The sequence below is a fragment of the Micromonospora sp. NPDC005299 genome (assembly GCF_042872345.1).
Lineage (GTDB): Bacteria > Actinomycetota > Actinomycetes > Mycobacteriales > Micromonosporaceae > Micromonospora.
Map to the genome: position 1 here is coordinate 46610 of NZ_JBIAKG010000019.1, position 16119 is coordinate 62728.

Below are 16119 nucleotides of genomic sequence, written 5' to 3' on the forward strand. Positions count from 1 at the left end.
TGCTCGCGGGCAAGGTCACGGGTCATGACGACGTCGCGACCCTGGGTAGAACAAAGGGAGCCATTCACGTGGACGAGTCGCCGACCGCGCCCCGGCCCACCGGGCGGCCCCACTCCGTTCCCCTGCGGCAGATCCTGCCCGGCATGCTCCGGGACCCGGCCCGCGCGCTGATCGACGTGGGCAACCGGACCGGGGGCGCGCTCGTCCGGCTGAACCTGGGATCGTTCCGCCCGTACCTGGTCACCCACCCCCGGCACGTCCAGCACGTGCTGCGCGACCGGGCGGACAACTACGAACGGGCCGGCGACGGACTGTTCTGGCGCCCGGTCAAGCGGCTGTTCGGCGAGGGCATCCTCGGCGAGGGGCAGATCTGGTCGGCCAGCCGCCGGATGCTCCAGCCGATGTTCACCGCCAAGCGGGTGGAGGCGCTGATCGACGGCATGGCCGACGCCATCCGGGACGCCGTCGACGAGCTGGACGAGCCGTTCCGGGCCGGGCGCCCCGTCGACATCGGCACCGAGCAGGCCCGGATCGTCAGCCGGGCGATCATGCGGGTGCTCTTCGCCGACAAGATCTCCGTGCCGGACGCGCTGCGGGTGATCGACGCGCAGGACGTCATCGCCTCCGCGGTGATCCCCCGGATCGTCGTGCCGTTCGCCCCGCTCTCCCTGCCGATGCCGGGGGACCGCCCGTTCCGCCGCGCGGTCCGCATCGTCGACGAGGTGCTCGTACCGATCGTCCGGGAGACCCGGGCCGTGGCCGACCAGGGCGACGACATCATCTCCACGCTCTGGCGGGCCCGCACCGACGACGGGCGGCAGCTCGACGAGCGGCAGGTCCGCAACGACACCGTGGCCATGTTCGCGGCCACCACCGAGACCACCATCAACGTGCTCACCTGGGCCTGGCCCCACCTGGAGGAGCGACCCGACGTGGCCGACCGGCTCTACGCCGAGATCGACCGGGTGGTGGGCGACGAACCGGTGCGCCGCGAGCACCTCGCCGACCTCACCTACACCCGGATGGTCCTGGACGAGCTCCTCCGGCTGTATCCGATCGGCTGGATCATCCCGCGCCGCGCGGTCGCCGCCGACGTCATCGACGGCGTGCCGATCGAGGCCGGAGCGACCATGGTGGCCAGCCCGCTGATCACCCAGCGGATGCGCCAGTTCTGGGACCGCCCGGACGAGTTCGACCCGGAACGGTTCCGGCCCGAGCGGGTCCGCGCCCGACACCGGTACGCCCACTTCCCGTTCGGCGGCGGCCCGCACCAGTGCCTCGGGATGTACCTGTTCTACCTGGAGGCGCAGCTCATCCTCGCCACGATGCTGAGCCGCTACCGGTTCCGGCTGCGCCGCCCCGGCGTACCCGGGTTGCGGCTGGCCGCGGCGCTGCGACCGCGCGAGCGGGTCGAACTGACCCTGCTCGCCGCCGACCGGCGGGCGGAGCCGGCATGACCGGCGGGGAGGTACCGGATCCGGTCGCCGCCGCGGCCGAGCAGGGGCGGATCTGCGCGCTCGCCGCCAAGGGCCAGCGCGACCTGCAGCGATCCGCCGCCCGGCACGCCGAGCTGTTCCCCGGCCGGCCGTTCGACGCGGCGCTGTTCAGCAGCATCGCCCTCGCGATGGCGTTCAGTGCGCCGTGGTGCACCGCCGAGGAGCTGGCGCTGACCAACCGCGCCGTGCTCTGGGGCTTCGCGGTCGACTGGCAGGTCGACCACCTGGCGGCCTCCCGGTCGGAGGTCGACCGGATCGCCAAGACCTGCCTCACCGTCGTCGACGGCGCCGAGCCCGACGACCCGCTGGGCCGATTCCTCGCCGAGCTGCGCGACGACCTGGCCGTCACCCCGGCCTACGCCGAGCTGCGCGGGCCGTGGCGGGACGCGATGGCCCGCACCCTGGAGGCGATGGCCCGCGAGTGGGAGTGGAAGCAGGCCGACCACCCCACCCTCGCCGACTATTTGGCGAACGCCGACAACCTCGCCGCCACGGTGGTCAACGTGGCGCACTGGATCCACACCGGAGACGACGAGACGCACCGCGAGCTGCCCCGGCTGATCGCGGTGAGCGACGAGGTCCAGCGGGCCCTGCGGCTGGTCAACGACCTCGGCACCCACCGGCGTGACCGCGAGTGGGGTGACCTCAACGCGCTGATGCTCGTGGACGATCCGGCGGAGATCGAGCGACGCCTGGCGGAGCAGGTCGACCACTGCCGGAGTCTGCTGGCCGACCTTGCCCCCGCCTGCCCCCGGCAGGCCGACTTCCTGGCCCGGCAGCTCGGCTTCACCAGCGGTTTCTACCGGCTCACCGACTTCTGGGGCGCCCAGTGAGTCTCACCGCGGGTCCCGCGCGGGTCACCCACCTCGGCGACGCCCGCGCCGGGCAGGCGCGGGACCTCGTCGAGGCCATGGTGGACAACCCGGCCGGGGAGACCTCCGCGTCGGTCTACGAGACCGGCCGGCTGGTCGGCCTGGCGCCGTGGCTGCCCGGCCACGACGTCCGCGTCTCCTGGCTGCTCGACCGGCAGCGCGCCGACGGTGGGTGGGGCGGCCCCGGCGGGTACGCCCTGGTGCCCACCCTGAGCGCCACGGAGGCCCTGCTGACCGTGCTGCGCCGGGGCGAGCAGGGTCCGGCCGCGGCGCTGGCCCGCGCGGCGCACCAGGGCCTGGCCTTCCTGGCCGGCGCCCTCGACGCCGGCACCCCGCCCGACCTGCCCGCCACCGACCTGATCGTGCCGGCGCTGCGGGAGGCCGTCGACCGGCACCTCGCGCAACCCCCGGCCGGGCTGGCCGACTGGGCCGGGGTCCGCCTGCCGCTGCCGGCCGGTCTCGACCCGGGCCGGCTGACCCGGGTACGCGGCCTGCTGGCCGCCGGCAGGCCGGTCCCGGAGAAGCTGGCGCACGCCCTGGAGGTGGCCGGCGACCGGGCCCGCCGGGCGGCCGGGGTACGGCCCGCCGAGGCGGGGGCGGTCGGCGCCTCACCCGCCGCGACGGCCGCCTGGCTCGGTCGCCCCGATCCCGGCCCCGCCCTGGACTACCTCCGGGCGGTCGGCCGGCGTGGCCCGGTGCCCTGCGCCAGCCCGATCACCGTCTTCGAGCGCGCCTGGGTGCTCGGCATCCTGACCCGGGCCGGCGTGCCGCTGACCGTCCCCGGGTCGCTGGTGGCCGAGCTGCGGGCGGCCGTCGGCGTGTCCGGCGCGGCCACCGGACCCGGGCTGCCCGCCGACGCCGACACCACCTCGGTGACCCTCTACGCGCTCGCCCGGCTGGGCCGGCCGCTCGACGTGTCCCGGCTCGACGCGTACGACACCGGCCGGCATTTCTGCACCTGGCCGGGGGAGGACGGGGCGTCGGTGACCACCAACGCGCACGTGCTCGACGCCCTCGGCCAGCACCCCGCCCACCCCGGCGTGGCGGCCACCGTGGACCGGGTCGCCGGTTGGCTGGTCGAGCGGCAGGAGCCGGACGGGCGGTGGAGCGACCGGTGGCACGCGTCGGCGTACTACGCGACGTACTGCGTGCTGCTCGCGCTCGCCGATCACGCCCCCTGCGTCGCGGCGCGGGCCGCCGTCGAGCGGGGCGCCGGCTGGCTCCTGGACACCCAGCGGGCGGACGGCTCCTGGGGGCGTTGGGGCGGCACCGCCGAGGAGACCGCGTACGCGGTGCTCGCGCTCGCCGGCGCCGGGCGGCCGGGGGACACCCGCGTCGCCGCGGCGCTCGTGCGCGGGCGGCGGCGACTGTCCGAGTGGGACGGACGCGCTGATGGGCCGGCCTTGTGGCACGACAAGGATCTCTACCGGCCGACGCTGATCGTGCGCGCAGCATTGCTGGCCGCGTCGTGGTCTGCCGACCCAACTTCCACCGGGCGGGCAACACCATGATCAGGATCGCTTGAATGGAGTTCACGACGGCTGCTAGCGTGCGCCGGAGTCGATCGGATTTCCGACTGATCGGATACCGGGCCAGGACGGTGTGATGCGTTCCCGCAGTACGAATCTCCGTACGAAGATCATCGCCCTGCTGGCGTCCCTGATCGCACTCTGGGCCTTCGCGGCGTGGGTGACCGTCCGGGACGGGTTCAACCTGCTCGGTGTGCAGGCGCTCAACGCGCGGGTCTTCGAACCGAGCGACCCGCTGCTGCTCCAGCTCCAGAACGAGCGGCGGCTGTCGCTGCTGTACCTCGGACAGTCCGATCCGGACCAGCTCCAGGAACTGGTCGCCCAGCGGCAGCGCACCGACGACAGCGCCGCCGCGCTGTGGCGCTCCGCGCAGGACTGGCGCACCGAGATCCCGGCCAGCGACGAGCTGGAGCAGCGGATCACCGACCTGAAGACCCAGGTCGAGCAGCTCGGTGCGGTCCGCGCGGAGGTCGGCCGCAAGACCATCGACCGCACCGCGACGCTGGCCGCGTACAACGAGGCGGTCGACGCCATCTTCGGTGTCTTCGACGCGCTCGGCGGCCTGGACGACGACGAGATCGCCCGGGACACCGCGGCGCTGATCGACCTGAACCGGGCCCGGGAGCTGCTGTCCCAGCAGGACGCGCTGCTGACCGGCGCGGTGGCGGCCAATCGGATGACCGTGACGGAGCAGGCCGCCTTCGCCCGGCTGGTCGGCGCCCAGTGGTTCCTGTCCGACCGGACCGCCCGCGACCTCGCCGCGACCGACCGGGCCCGCTACCAGCAGATGACCGAGGGTGAGGCGTTCCGCCAGCTGCGCGCCCTCCAGGACCGGGTGCTCGCCGCCAAGGGCAGCGACGTGCGCCCGCCGGTCACCGCCACGGCCTGGCAGGCCGCCGCCAGCCAGTCGATGGAGGACCTGCGCGGCGTGATCCTCGCCGGCGGCGACGACATCGTGGCCCGGGCCACCCCGGTCGCCGTCGGCGTCATCGTCCGGCTGGTGCTCGCCGCCGGCCTCGGCCTCATCGCGGTCGTCGCGTCCGTCGTCGTCTCCATCACCACCGCCCGGGCGCTGGTCCGGCAGCTCGAACGGTTGCGTGAGGCGGCGTTCCGGCTGGCGAACGAGCGGCTGCCCAGCGTGGTGGAGCGGCTGGGCCACGGCGAGGAGGTCGACGTCGCCCGCGAGGCGCCGCCGCTGCAGACCGGTGACGACGAGATCGGGCAGGTCGGCAAGGCGTTCAACGCCGTGCAGGAGACCGCCATCCGGACCGCCGTCGAGCAGGCCGAGCTGCGCCGCAACGTACGCGAGGTCTTCCTCAGCCTGGCCCGGCGCACCCAGGCGCTGGTGCACCGCCAGCTCACCCTGCTCGACGCCATGGAACGCCGGGAGCACGACGCCGAGGAGCTGGAGGACCTGTTCCGCGTCGACCACCTGGCCACCCGGATGCGGCGCAACGCGGAAAACCTCATCGTCCTCTCCGGCTCGACGCCCGGCCGGGCGTGGCGGCGCAACGTGCCGATGGTCGACGTGGTGCGCGGCGCGGTCGCCGAGGTCGAGGACTACACCCGGGTGACCGTGCGGCCGCTCGGACCCGTGTCGCTGACCGGCCGGGCCGTCGGTGACGTCATCCACCTGCTGGCCGAGCTGATCGAGAACGGCCTCTCCTTCTCGCCGCCGCACACCACCGTCGAGGTGCGCGGCATGATGGTGTCCAACGGCTTCGCCATCGAGATCGAGGACCGCGGCCTCGGCATGGGCGCGGAGGAACTGGCCGCCGCGAACCGACGCATCGTCGACCGGTCCGAGCTGAACCTCGCCAACGCCGCCCGGCTCGGCCTCTTCGTGGTCAGCCGGCTCACCGAGCGGCACGGGGTGAAGGTCCAGCTCAAGGAATCGGCGTACGGCGGGACGACCGCCGTGGTGCTGATCCCGCTCGAACTGGTCACGCAGAACGGGCCGGACCCGAGCACCTCCGGCGGCTTCCCGGCCGGCGCGGGGCAGCCCGCTCCGGCGGTGCCCGTCTCCGCGGCAGCGGAGAGCGCGGTGGCCGAGCCCGCCGGCGACCGGCCGGCCGCCAGGGTGGCGGTGGCCGAGAGCGAGGGCCCGACGGAACCGGCCGCGGACGGCACGGAACAACCCGCCCCGGAGCGGGAGGACGATTCGGACGAGCCGCGGCTCACCCCGTCCGGGCTGCCGGCGCGTACCCGGAAACGGCAGCCCGCGCTCGCGGAGCCCACCGTGGCGCTGACCCCGGTGGAGGCCCGGCCCGCCGACGCGCGGCCGGCCGGCGACGCGGCGGCGGACGGCGCGGCGGCGGCCCGCACCGACGGTGGGCTGCCCGTCCGGGTCCGGCAGGCCAACCTGGCGCCGGAGCTGCGGCACGACCAGTCCGCCGCGGACGACGACGGGGACGACGACGACACGGTGCGCCCACCGGAGCAGGTGCGCCGGATGATGAGCTCCTACCAGAGCGGCACCCGACGCGGCCGGACCGACGCGGCCCGGCTGCTCGGCGGGGCGCACGAAGCCGGCGCGCCGGACACCGGCGACGGTCAGGCGACCTAGGGACGCCGATCCGGCGATCCCGGACGAGCACGGCACACCAGCCGGGGGAGAAGAGGACGACGAGTGGCGCAGAAGACGGCTTCGAGCGCAGACCTGACGTGGTTGCTGGATGACCTGGTCGGCCGGGTCAAGCAGGCGGAACACGCCGTGGCGCTCTCCACCGACGGACTGCTGATGGCCTCGTCGCGCGGGTTGAGCCGGGACGACGGCGAGCACCTGGCAGCGATGGCGGCGGGCATCCAGAGCCTGGCCCGGGGCGCGGGGAAGCGGTTCGGCGGTGGTCAGGTGCAGCAGACCATCATCGAGATGCAGTCGTCGTTCCTGTTCGTCACCGCGGCCGGCCGCAACGCCTGCCTGGCCGTGCTGGCGTCCGAGGACGCCGACGTCGGCCTGATCGCGTACGAGATGGCCATGCTGGTCACCCGGGTCGGCCGGTTCGTCGCCTCACCGACACGGGAACAGCCCCTCGGCGAGAATCCGGCGCGATGATCGGCCAGGGGGAGTCCGCGGAGCACGAGTGGGTGGACGACCACGCGGGTCCGGTGGTGCGCCCGTACGCGGTGACCGGTGGCCGGGCCCGCCCGGTGACCGGCACGTTCGACCTGATCTCCCTGGTCACGGCGACCCGGGCGGAGGTGGCGTCGGAATCCGGGCTCGGCCCGGAACACGTGGCGATCGTCGGCCTCTGCCAACGCATCCAGTCCGTGGCCGAGATCGCCGCCCACCTCGACCTCCCGGTGGGCACCGTCCGGGTCCTCCTGGGTGACCTGGCGGCCCGCAGCCTGGTGCAGGTCCGTGAGCCGCGGGCGACCCCCGCCGGCCTTCCCGACGACAGTGTTTTCGAGGCGGTAATCAATGGACTACGGGCGCTCTGAGCGGCCGGCGGATGCGGCGCCGCTGCCCACCGCGATCAAGATCCTGATCGCCGGCGGTTTCGGCGTCGGCAAGACCACCCTGGTCGGCGCGGTCAGCGAGACCCGGCCGCTGCGGACGGAGGAGGTGCTGACCGAGACCGGGATCGGCATCGACGACCTGTCCGGTGTGGAGGAGAAGACCACCACCACCGTGGCGATGGACTTCGGCCGGATCACCCTCAGCGACGACCTGGTGCTCTACCTGTTCGGCACCCCCGGGCAGGACCGGTTCTGGTTCGTCTGGGACGAGTTGGCGCTGGGCGCGATCGGGGCGGTGGTGCTCGCCGACACTCGGCGGCTGGCCGACTGCTTCCCGTCGATCGACTACTTCGAGGGGCGTGGCACGCCGTTCGTGGTGGCGGTGAACTGCTTCGAGGGCGCCAAGCAGTTCCGGCTGGGCGAGGTGCAGGGGGCGCTCGACCTGGACCCCGACGTGCCGGTGGTGCTCTGCGACGCGCGGAACCGGGAGTCGGTCAAGGAGGTGCTGATCACGCTGCTGGAGTACGCCATGAAGCTGCGCGAGGAGCGCCGCCGGGCCGCCGGCGACTGACTCCGGCGGCGCGCGCTGCCATGATGGGGCGATGTCCACGGAATCCCGGCACCTCAGCGTGCACATCGACCGGCCGGTCGCCGACGTCTACGCCTTCGTCGCCGACCCGGCCAACCTGCCCCGCTGGGCGCCCGGCCTGGGAGGCTCGGTGGTGCAGGAGCACGGGGACTGGTTCGTCGAGACGCCGGAGGGCCGTGCGCGGGTCACCTTCGCCCCACGCAACGAGTTCGGCGTGCTCGACCACGACGTGGTGACGCCCTCCGGCGAGACGGTGTACGTGCCGCTGCGGGCCATCGCGGACGGCGACGGCTGTGAGGTGGTCTTCACGCTGCGCCGCTCGCCGGGGATGACCGACGCCGAGTTCGCACGGGACGCCGGGCTCGTCAGCGGCGACCTGGCCCGGCTCAAGAGGGTGCTGGAATCAGCACCAGCGTCACGAAGCCCGGAACGTCGCGGTACCCACGCAACCACTGATCGCGGTGCTCCCGCGCGGCGGTGAGCGCCTCGGCGGCGTCCGGGTGGCCGGGATTGTCCAGCGCCCACTCGGTGAGCGAGCCGATCCACGACCATTCGTAGTCGTCCCACTCGGCGGCGTCGCTGACGTGGGCGTACACCGGCGTCCAGCCCCGTTTCGGACGCGAACCTGACCGGTCAACCCGTCAGTCGGCGAATTCGACGCCGGCCAGGGAGACCGTGCGGTGGGCGGCGAGGCGTTCAGCCTGCTCGACGATGGTGGCGCGGGTGGCGGCGGGCAGCTTCTGCCACGGCTGGATCGCGAGCTTCATCGTCCTGCCGGACTTGCGAGGACGCCACGTGCCGACCAGTTGACCGTCGACCAGGACGGCGCCGGGTCGGCCCAGCACCGGCCACAACTCCTTGGCGCGGGCCGTGTCCGGCACCAGGGTCGCCCGGTCCTTGGCCTGGAGGAAGAGGTCGAACGGGCCGAGCAGGCGGGTTGCCGTGGCGTCGGCCGATTCCAGCGCCTGTTCGTCGGCGGCCAGGAGGGAGCGTGCCTCGCCGTCGACCATCACCTCGATCACATCTTCGGGCCAGCGTGCCTTCACCTCCTTGACCGGGGCGTCGAGGTAGTCGGCCACGTGTTTAGGGGTGGCCGGGCCGAGCAGACGAAGGTACGCGCGGATGAGGTCGAACCTGCCGCCCGAGGTGACGGCCTTCGTGAAGCCCGCGATGCGGTGCAGGACCGGCGGCGAGGTGTCGAGTCGCAGCTCCAGCCCGGCCCGTACGGCGGCCAGCCGGAACGGCATCTCGTAGAGGTGGGTGGCGTCGCAGGGTCGGCAGAACCGCAGATACGGCTCGGGCATCACCTCGGCCAGGCGCCCGGAGACGTCCCCCTTGACCATCGGCCCGGTGACGACGGCCCGCATCTGCGCGGCCACCTCGTCCAGGGCGGCCAGGTTGCCGATGCCCGCGGCCTTCAACGGCCTGGCGGCGTCGTAGATGCGCTTGCCCGCGTCGGCGTCGGAGAACGGCTCGACCGCGGCCGCCACCTTCGCCACGTCCGCGCGGCGGTAGAGGTGGGGAGCGCCGCGTACGGTCCACAGCAGGATCAGCTGCTCCGCTGGCGACGCCGCCACATCGACGCCGCGGATGGCCAGCGCCCACCGGCCGCCGTCCGTGCCGGTGTCCTGCACCCCGATGTCGAGCACGGCGGTGTCTCCGAGCGTGCCCTCGGCCCGGTCGAGCTGCTGGGCCCGCACGCGGAAGTTCATCACCTGGCGCTGATCAACCACCCCTCTACGCTACCCAGCGATCCCGACAAACGTCCCGTGCAGCAGTCGCTCATCCATGAGGCGTCCGGCACCGCCCCGGCCCGGTCACCCCCGATCAGCAGCCTCGGGCGGTCTGGCTTCACGCAGTGGCGAGCGAGGAGCCGCCAGTTGGCGAACGGCCATGACTGCGACGACGAGCGAGACGACGTACAGCACGAGCAGAGGGGCCACGAGGCTCCAGGCCGACGGGCCCCACATCACCATCAGCACGCCACTTACGGTCGCGGTCACCGCGTTCACCGCGACGTAGAACCGGGCCAGCCCCTGCCCCAGCCGGTACGCCCAGGCACGGTCGGCGCGCAGTCCCCCGCAGGCGACGCCCGTCGCGATGGCGCACAGAAGCGACGCGACGTCGTCGCCGACACTGATCGCCGTGGCGAAGGTGTGTCCGACCGCGTCGACGAGCAGCAGGTCGACGGGCCCGAGGAGCGGACCGAGGCTGAAGACGGTGAGCAGCCACAGGGTTCCACGAAGCAGCACCGATCCGACCAGTCCGATCAGCAACCACGTGCCGGCCCAGGCGTTTTTGAACATGTTCAGATTCTGCCTGGCCCGCCTCCGGCGGGCCAGGCGCCCATCGGCCACGATCGCGTCTGGATCTCACGAGGCGGCAGCAACGCGAAGGCCCCCGGCGCGTCGCCGAGGGCCTTGGAGGGGGTACGGGGGTCAGCCGCGCTTGGTCATCTCCACGAAGCGCGTCCAGGCGCTCGGGTCGAAGGTGAGCACCGGCCCGGCCGGGTCCTTGGAGTCCCGGACGCCGACGACGCCCGCGAGATTGTCCGCGACCTCGACGCAGTCACCACCGTTGTTTCCGCTCTTCGTGCTCTTGCGCCACTGCGCGCCGGTCAAGTCCATGATGCCGCCGCTTCTCTGATGAGTTCCAAGGACTGGGCACGCGACAGGGCCACGCCGCGAATGCGTTCCCACCGCCGATCCAGGGTAGCAACGTCGGCGGCCCGGTCGATGATCTGTGCCTGGGCCTGGCTGTCCACGTGGCCGACCCGTGCGCCCTCCGGCATTTCGGCGATCGTGAACGGTCCGCCCAGACCTGGATACATGCCGACGTCGGCAGGTACGACGAAGATGGAGACATTCGACAGCGTGGCTTGCTCGGCAAGCCGCTCGCACTGCTCGCGCATCAGGTTGCGATCGCCGTCCAGACTGCGCCGCAGGACGTTCTCGTCGAGAACCGCCACGAGCAACGGCGGGCGGTCCCGTAGCAGGATCGACTGCCGGCTCAGTCGGGCCTCCGCAAGGCTGTCCGCCTCGGCCACCGTCAGCGCCTCGCCGGCCAGCGTCGCCAGCGCGTAGGCCTTGGTCTGAAGGAGACCGGGAACCCATGTGAGCTGAAACGACCGCAACGAGAGCGCCTCGCGCTCTATCTCGGCCCAGGGTCGAAACCATGCGGGCTCCCGGCGTTTCAGCGCGTCCGGCCACAGCTCCTCTACGTTCCGGCCCAACAGCTGAGCGACTCGCGCCCGATGGCGGGTCTGAGGGATCCGTCCCTTGCTCGCCCACTTCGCTGCCGTCTTCGGATCCACCCCTACCTGAGCTGCGAGACTGTCCGCCGTGTGGCCGCTCTCGGCCATCGCCGCCTGTACGGCTCGATTCATCTCGGGGCCCTCTCGGAACGTTCCAGACGTCAGAAGGAAATACTTCTACGCGGTGTGATCGCTCCGCAACCCTCGGCAGGGTGCTTTGTAGACAGCGTCGAGGAAGGAGCGCATGGTGCCCGAGGACAAGCCGAAGCCGGTTCCGAAACCGAAGAACGAGCCGCCGCCCCGTCCGAGCGTGCCCGGCCCGATCGGGCCGCTTGTTCCTCCGTACCGTGGCCCCGGCAGGGTGACCAACGGCGTTCCCGAAACGCGCTGGCGGAGCCGCGTCGGCCCGCCCGTCGCGCACACCGCCACCGGCCCGTCCTGGCGGTGCGACGCCTGCGGTCGGGACTGGCCGTGCCCGGCGCTGCGCGCGATCCCGACGGACGTTGCGCGGCGCGCGACCCTGATCCCGGAGTTCTCCCGGATCACCCGCCGCGCGATCCGCGACCTGCGCGGCCGGCCCGGCGGGCCGGACCCGGTCGCCATCGTCCGCCGCTTCCTCTGGTTCCTGCCCCTCACCGACGAGGAGGCGCGTGCGGTCGCGTTGAGGCTGCGGTGAGCGGCGTTCGAGATCTTGGACAGTTTCCGTTCGAGGGGAACGGAAAGTGTCCAAGATCCGGCTGGGGCACGCAGAACGCCGAAGGGCCGCTCCCCGCGAGCGCGGGAAGCGGCCCTTCTCAGCCGTGACGCGTCAGCTGGCGATCATGCGGCGCAGCACGTACTGCAGGATGCCGCCGTGCCGGTAGTAGTCGGCCTCACCCGGGGTGTCGATGCGGACCACGGCGTCGAACTCCACGCCGGTGTCGGTGGTGACCTTCACGGTGCGCGGGGTGTCGCCCTCGTTGAGCGCGGTGACGCCGCTGATCGAGAAGGTCTCCGTGCCGGTCAGGCCCAGCGACTCGGCGGTGGTGTCGACCGGGAACTGCAGCGGCAGAACGCCCATGCCGATGAGGTTCGAGCGGTGGATCCGCTCGTACGACTCGGCGATGACCGCCTTCACCCCGAGCAGCATGGTGCCCTTGGCCGCCCAGTCGCGGGACGAGCCGGAGCCGTACTCCTTGCCGGCCAGGATGACCAGCGGGACACCCGCCTCCTGGTACGCCATCGAGGCGTCGTAGATCGAGGTCTGCTCGCCGGTCAGGTGGTTGACCGTGAAGCCGCCCTCGACGCCCGGGACGAGCTGGTTGCGCAGCCGGATGTTGGCGAAGGTGCCCCGGATCATCACCTCGTGGTTGCCGCGGCGGGAGCCGTACGAGTTGAACTCGTGCCGGGCCACGCCGTGCTCGGCGAGGTACGTGCCGGCGGGCGAGTCCGCCTTGATCGAGCCGGCGGGGGAGATGTGGTCGGTGGTCACCGAGTCGCCCAGCTTGGCCAGCACCCGAGCCGCACTGATGTCCTGCACCGGCTGCGGGTCCTTCGCCATGCCCTCGAAGTACGGGGGCTTACGCACATAGGTCGACTCGCCGGCCCAGGCGAAGGTGTCGCCGGTCGGCGTCGGCAGCGACTGCCAGCGCTGGTCACCGGCGAACACGTCCGCGTACGCGGAGCTGAAGCCGGAGGCGCCGATCGCCGAGGCGATGACGTCCTGGATCTCGGCGCTGTTCGGCCAGATCTCCCGCAGGAACACCGGGTTGCCCTGCGCGTCCTCGCCGATCGGCTCGTTCGCCAGGTCGATGTCCATGGTGCCGGCGAGCGCGTACGCGACCACCAGCGGCGGGGACGCCAGGTAGTTCATCTTGACGTCCGGGTTGATCCGGCCCTCGAAGTTGCGGTTGCCGGACAGCACCGAGACGACGGCCAGGTCGCCGTCGTTGACCGCGGCGGAGACCTCCTCCGGCAGGGGGCCGGAGTTGCCGATGCAGGTGGTGCAGCCGTAGCCGACCAGGTTGAAGCCGAGCTTCTCCAGGTAGGGCGTGAGGCCGGCGCGGTCGTAGTAGTCCATGACGACCTTGGAGCCCGGGGCCAGGGTGGTCTTCACCCACGGCTTGCGGGCCAGGCCCTTCTCCACGGCGTTCCGGGCCAGCAGCGCGGCGCCGATCATGACCTGCGGGTTCGAGGTGTTGGTGCAGGAGGTGATCGCGGCGATCACCACGGCGCCGTGGTCCAGCTCGTACTCGACGCCGTCGGCGCCGGTCACCCGGACCGGGTTGCTGGCGCGCCCACCGGCGCCGACCGCGGCGGTCTCCAGGTCCCGCGGGGCGTCAGCCGGGTCGTTGACTCCGTTGGCCGGGGAGTCGCTGGCCGGGAAGGACTCGGCGCTGGCCTCGTCGGCCGGGCCGTCGGTGCCGAACGGCTTCTCCAGCTGCGGCACGCCCGGCTTGCGGCCCGGGTCGCCCCCGGTCTCGTCGGCGGCCACGTAGTCGGCGAGCGCCGAGCGGAACAGGGTCTTGGCGGAGCCCAGCGGCACCCGGTCCTGCGGGCGCTTCGGGCCGGCCAGGGACGGCTCGATGGTGCCGAGGTCCAGCTCCAGGCGCTCGGAGTACTCCGGTTCGCGCTCCGGGTCGTGCCAGAGGCCCTGCTCCTTGGCGTACGCCTCGACGAGCGCGACCTGCTGCGGGTCGCGGCCGGTCAGCTCCAGGTAGCGGACGGTCTCGCCGTCGATCGGGAAGATCGCGACGGTGGAGCCGTACTCCGGGGACATGTTGCCGATGGTCGCCCGGTTGGCCAGCGGCACCGCGCTCACGCCGGGGCCGTAGAACTCGACGAACTTGCCGACCACGCCGTGCTTGCGCAGCATCTCGGTGATCGTGAGCACCAGGTCGGTGGCGGTGGTGCCGGCCGGCATCTCGCCGGAGAGCTTGAAGCCGACGACCCGCGGGATCAGCATGCTGACCGGCTGGCCGAGCATCGCGGCCTCGGCCTCGATGCCGCCGACGCCCCAGCCCAGCACGCCCAGGCCGTTGACCATCGTGGTGTGCGAGTCGGTGCCGACCACGGTGTCCGGGTACGCCTGGCCGTTGCGCTCCATGACCGTGCGGGCCAGGTACTCGATGTTGACCTGGTGCACGATGCCGGTGCCCGGCGGGACGACCTTGAACTCGTTGAACGCGGTCTGGCCCCAGCGCAGGAACTGGTAGCGCTCCTTGTTGCGCTCGTACTCCAGCTCCACGTTGCGCTCGAAGGCGTCCTCGCGGCCGAACAGGTCGGCGATGACCGAGTGGTCGATGACCAGCTCGGCCGGGGCGAGCGGGTTCACCTTGGTGGCGTCGCCGCCGAGGTCGCGGACGGCCTCGCGCATGGTGGCCAGGTCCACGACGCAGGGCACGCCGGTGAAGTCCTGCATCAGCACCCGGGCCGGGGTGAACTGGATCTCGACGCTCGGGTCGGCGGTGGGGTCCCACGCGCCGAGCTGCTGGATGTGGTCGGCGGTGATGTTCGCGCCGTCCTCGGTCCGCAGCAGGTTCTCCAGCAGGATCTTCAAGCTGTAGGGCAGCCGGTCGTGGCCCTCCACCTTGTCGATCCTGAAAATCTCGTAGCTCGCGTCTCCGACGCGTAGCTGGGTCTTCGCACCGAAGGTGTCGAGGCTCGCCACGTCGTACTCCTTCACACCAGCGACCGTGAGTAGTCCTGAGCAGTTTGTCGCACCGGCCGGGGTGCCGCCGTGGTTAGGCGACACTTACCTGCGTCGGTCTCAACAAAACCGTACGTCCGTCTTGCTATTCGCGCAACCTCGTGCCAGGGTTCGGGACGAGGAGGTGCCACATGATCCATCACGTCCTGCTCGCCTGCCCACGCGGCTCCGAGGAAACCTCCCGGTCGTTCTACGCCGGAGTGCTCGGCCTGGTCGAGAAGACCAAACCGCCAGCCCTCGCCGCCCGCGGTGGTTGCTGGTTCACCGGGTACGGCGTGGAGCTGCACCTCGGTGTCGAGGACGACTTCCGGCCCGCCCGCAAGGCGCACCCGGCACTGCTTCGCCCCGACCTGGACCAGCTCGCCGCCCGACTCGACGCCGCCGGCCACCCGGTGACCTGGGGCGACGACGAGATTCCCGGCATGCGGCGGTTCCACACGTTCGACCCGCACGGCAACCGACTGGAGTTCCTGGCCCCCGCCGGCTGAGTCTGCGCGGGTAGGGTTCGGGGGTGGTCGACGTCCAGCACTGGCTCTCCGCGCTGCCCCCGGGCGTGATCTACCTGATCGTCGCCGGGGTCATCGGCGTGGAGAGCATGGGCATCCCGCTCCCCGGCGAGATCGTGCTGGTCAGCACCGCGCTGCTCGCCGCCGCCGGGGCGGTCGAGCCGGAGTGGGTGGCCACCGCCGCCGCCGCCGGCGCCATCATCGGCGACTCCATCGGGTACGCGGTGGGCCGCCGCGGCGGGCGGCCGCTGCTCGAACGGCTGGGTCGGCGCTTCCCGAAACACCTCGGCCCGGCACAGCTCGCCCGCGCCGAGCAGAGCTTCGCCCGGCACGGTGTCTGGGCGGTCTTCTTCGGGCGGTTCGTCGCCCTGCTCCGCATCCTCGCCGGCCCGCTGGCCGGGGCGCTGCACGTGCCGTACCGCCGGTTCCTGCTGGCCAACGCGGCCGGCGGCCTGGTCTGGGCGTTCGGCACCACGTACCTGCTCTTCTCGGTGGGCCGGGCGGCCGAGCACTGGCTCAAGGACATCTCCTGGGCCGGGCTGGTCCTCGCGGTGCTCGCCGGCCTGGCCAGCACCTGGTGGCTGCGGCGCCGCGCCGGGCACCTGGAGCAGGTCGAGGTGCCCGACGAGGCCGACGAGCGGGTGCACGCGGGCGACCGCTGACGAGACGCCGAAAGGGCCCGACCCCTGGTGGGGTCGGGCCCTTTCGTGTTGCTGCCGGTCGGATC

16 protein-coding genes are annotated in these 16119 nt (G+C 72.4%); 11 read left to right on the forward strand and 5 right to left on the reverse strand.

What is annotated here, in order from left to right; translation table 11 throughout:
* The first annotated feature begins 143 nt into the window (after positions 1-143).
* The 8 genes from ACFYPD_RS32295 (at position 144) to ACFYPD_RS32330 (ending at position 8426) form a co-directional block, all read left to right on the forward strand.
* Complete coding sequence (locus ACFYPD_RS32295; RefSeq protein WP_387122023.1) at positions 144-1457, forward strand: cytochrome P450; 1314 nt, start codon at positions 144-146, stop codon at positions 1455-1457.
* Positions 1454-2329 carry a terpene synthase family protein gene (locus tag ACFYPD_RS32300; RefSeq protein ID WP_387121979.1) on the forward strand — a complete coding sequence of 292 codons (876 nt, stop codon included), beginning with the start codon at positions 1454-1456 and terminating at the stop codon, positions 2327-2329. The genes ACFYPD_RS32295 and ACFYPD_RS32300 overlap by 4 nt, the downstream gene beginning before the upstream one ends.
* Positions 2326-3879 (forward strand): prenyltransferase/squalene oxidase repeat-containing protein, encoded by a 1554-nt coding sequence (locus ACFYPD_RS32305; protein WP_387121981.1) that lies wholly within the window; start codon positions 2326-2328, stop codon positions 3877-3879. Before ACFYPD_RS32300 ends, ACFYPD_RS32305 begins: the two co-directional genes overlap by 4 nt.
* Before the next feature lie 94 nt (positions 3880-3973).
* Positions 3974-6463 (forward strand): nitrate- and nitrite sensing domain-containing protein, encoded by a 2490-nt coding sequence (locus ACFYPD_RS32310; RefSeq protein WP_387121984.1) that lies wholly within the window; start codon positions 3974-3976, stop codon positions 6461-6463.
* Between the two features lie 63 nt (positions 6464-6526).
* Positions 6527-6952 (forward strand): roadblock/LC7 domain-containing protein, encoded by a 426-nt coding sequence (locus ACFYPD_RS32315; RefSeq protein WP_091320827.1) that lies wholly within the window; start codon positions 6527-6529, stop codon positions 6950-6952.
* Positions 6949-7338: a DUF742 domain-containing protein gene (locus tag ACFYPD_RS32320; protein WP_387121987.1), complete on the forward strand. Its 390-nt coding sequence runs from the start codon at positions 6949-6951 to the stop codon at positions 7336-7338. Before ACFYPD_RS32315 ends, ACFYPD_RS32320 begins: the two co-directional genes overlap by 4 nt.
* Positions 7319-7927: an ATP/GTP-binding protein gene (locus ACFYPD_RS32325; protein ID WP_387121990.1), complete on the forward strand. Its 609-nt coding sequence runs from the start codon at positions 7319-7321 to the stop codon at positions 7925-7927. Before ACFYPD_RS32320 ends, ACFYPD_RS32325 begins: the two co-directional genes overlap by 20 nt.
* A gap of 31 nt (positions 7928-7958) precedes the next feature.
* On the forward strand, positions 7959-8426 hold the full coding sequence (locus ACFYPD_RS32330; RefSeq protein WP_387121992.1) for an SRPBCC family protein: 468 nt from the start codon (positions 7959-7961) through the stop codon (positions 8424-8426).
* Between the two features lie 160 nt (positions 8427-8586).
* On the opposite strand, the gene ACFYPD_RS32335 is transcribed toward ACFYPD_RS32330, so the two are convergent.
* The 4 genes from ACFYPD_RS32335 to ACFYPD_RS32350 all read right to left on the reverse strand — a co-directional run bounded on the left by ACFYPD_RS32335 (position 8587) and on the right by ACFYPD_RS32350 (position 11330).
* Positions 8587-9678 (reverse strand): winged helix DNA-binding domain-containing protein, encoded by a 1092-nt coding sequence (locus ACFYPD_RS32335; RefSeq protein WP_387121995.1) that lies wholly within the window; start codon positions 9676-9678, stop codon positions 8587-8589.
* A gap of 84 nt (positions 9679-9762) precedes the next feature.
* A complete protein-coding gene (locus ACFYPD_RS32340) occupies positions 9763-10251 on the reverse strand; it encodes a hypothetical protein (RefSeq protein WP_387121998.1) in 489 nt (162 codons plus the stop codon).
* Positions 10252-10383: 132 nt separating this feature from the next.
* Positions 10384-10572 (reverse strand): DUF397 domain-containing protein, encoded by a 189-nt coding sequence (locus tag ACFYPD_RS32345; protein ID WP_387122000.1) that lies wholly within the window; start codon positions 10570-10572, stop codon positions 10384-10386.
* On the reverse strand, positions 10563-11330 hold the full coding sequence (locus tag ACFYPD_RS32350) for a Scr1 family TA system antitoxin-like transcriptional regulator (RefSeq protein WP_387122003.1): 768 nt from the start codon (positions 11328-11330) through the stop codon (positions 10563-10565). Before ACFYPD_RS32350 ends, ACFYPD_RS32345 begins: the two co-directional genes overlap by 10 nt.
* Before the next feature lie 229 nt (positions 11331-11559).
* On the opposite strand from ACFYPD_RS32350, the gene ACFYPD_RS32355 reads away from it, so the two are divergent.
* The gene (locus ACFYPD_RS32355; protein ID WP_387122007.1) at positions 11560-11874 is read left to right on the forward strand and encodes a hypothetical protein; all 315 of its coding nucleotides are present in this window, start codon (positions 11560-11562) and stop codon (positions 11872-11874) included.
* A gap of 132 nt (positions 11875-12006) precedes the next feature.
* On the opposite strand, the gene ACFYPD_RS32360 is transcribed toward ACFYPD_RS32355, so the two are convergent.
* Positions 12007-14862, reverse strand: a complete 2856-nt coding sequence (locus ACFYPD_RS32360) for an aconitate hydratase (protein WP_387122009.1) — start codon at positions 14860-14862, stop codon at positions 12007-12009.
* Positions 14863-15017: 155 nt separating this feature from the next.
* Between ACFYPD_RS32360 and ACFYPD_RS32365 the strand changes: the two genes are divergently transcribed.
* Both ACFYPD_RS32365 and ACFYPD_RS32370 read left to right on the forward strand, forming a co-directional pair.
* Positions 15018-15374: a VOC family protein gene (locus ACFYPD_RS32365; RefSeq protein WP_387122011.1), complete on the forward strand. Its 357-nt coding sequence runs from the start codon at positions 15018-15020 to the stop codon at positions 15372-15374.
* A gap of 23 nt (positions 15375-15397) precedes the next feature.
* Positions 15398-16054, forward strand: a complete 657-nt coding sequence (locus tag ACFYPD_RS32370) for a DedA family protein (RefSeq protein ID WP_387122014.1) — start codon at positions 15398-15400, stop codon at positions 16052-16054.
* The last annotated feature ends 65 nt before the right edge of the window (positions 16055-16119 follow it).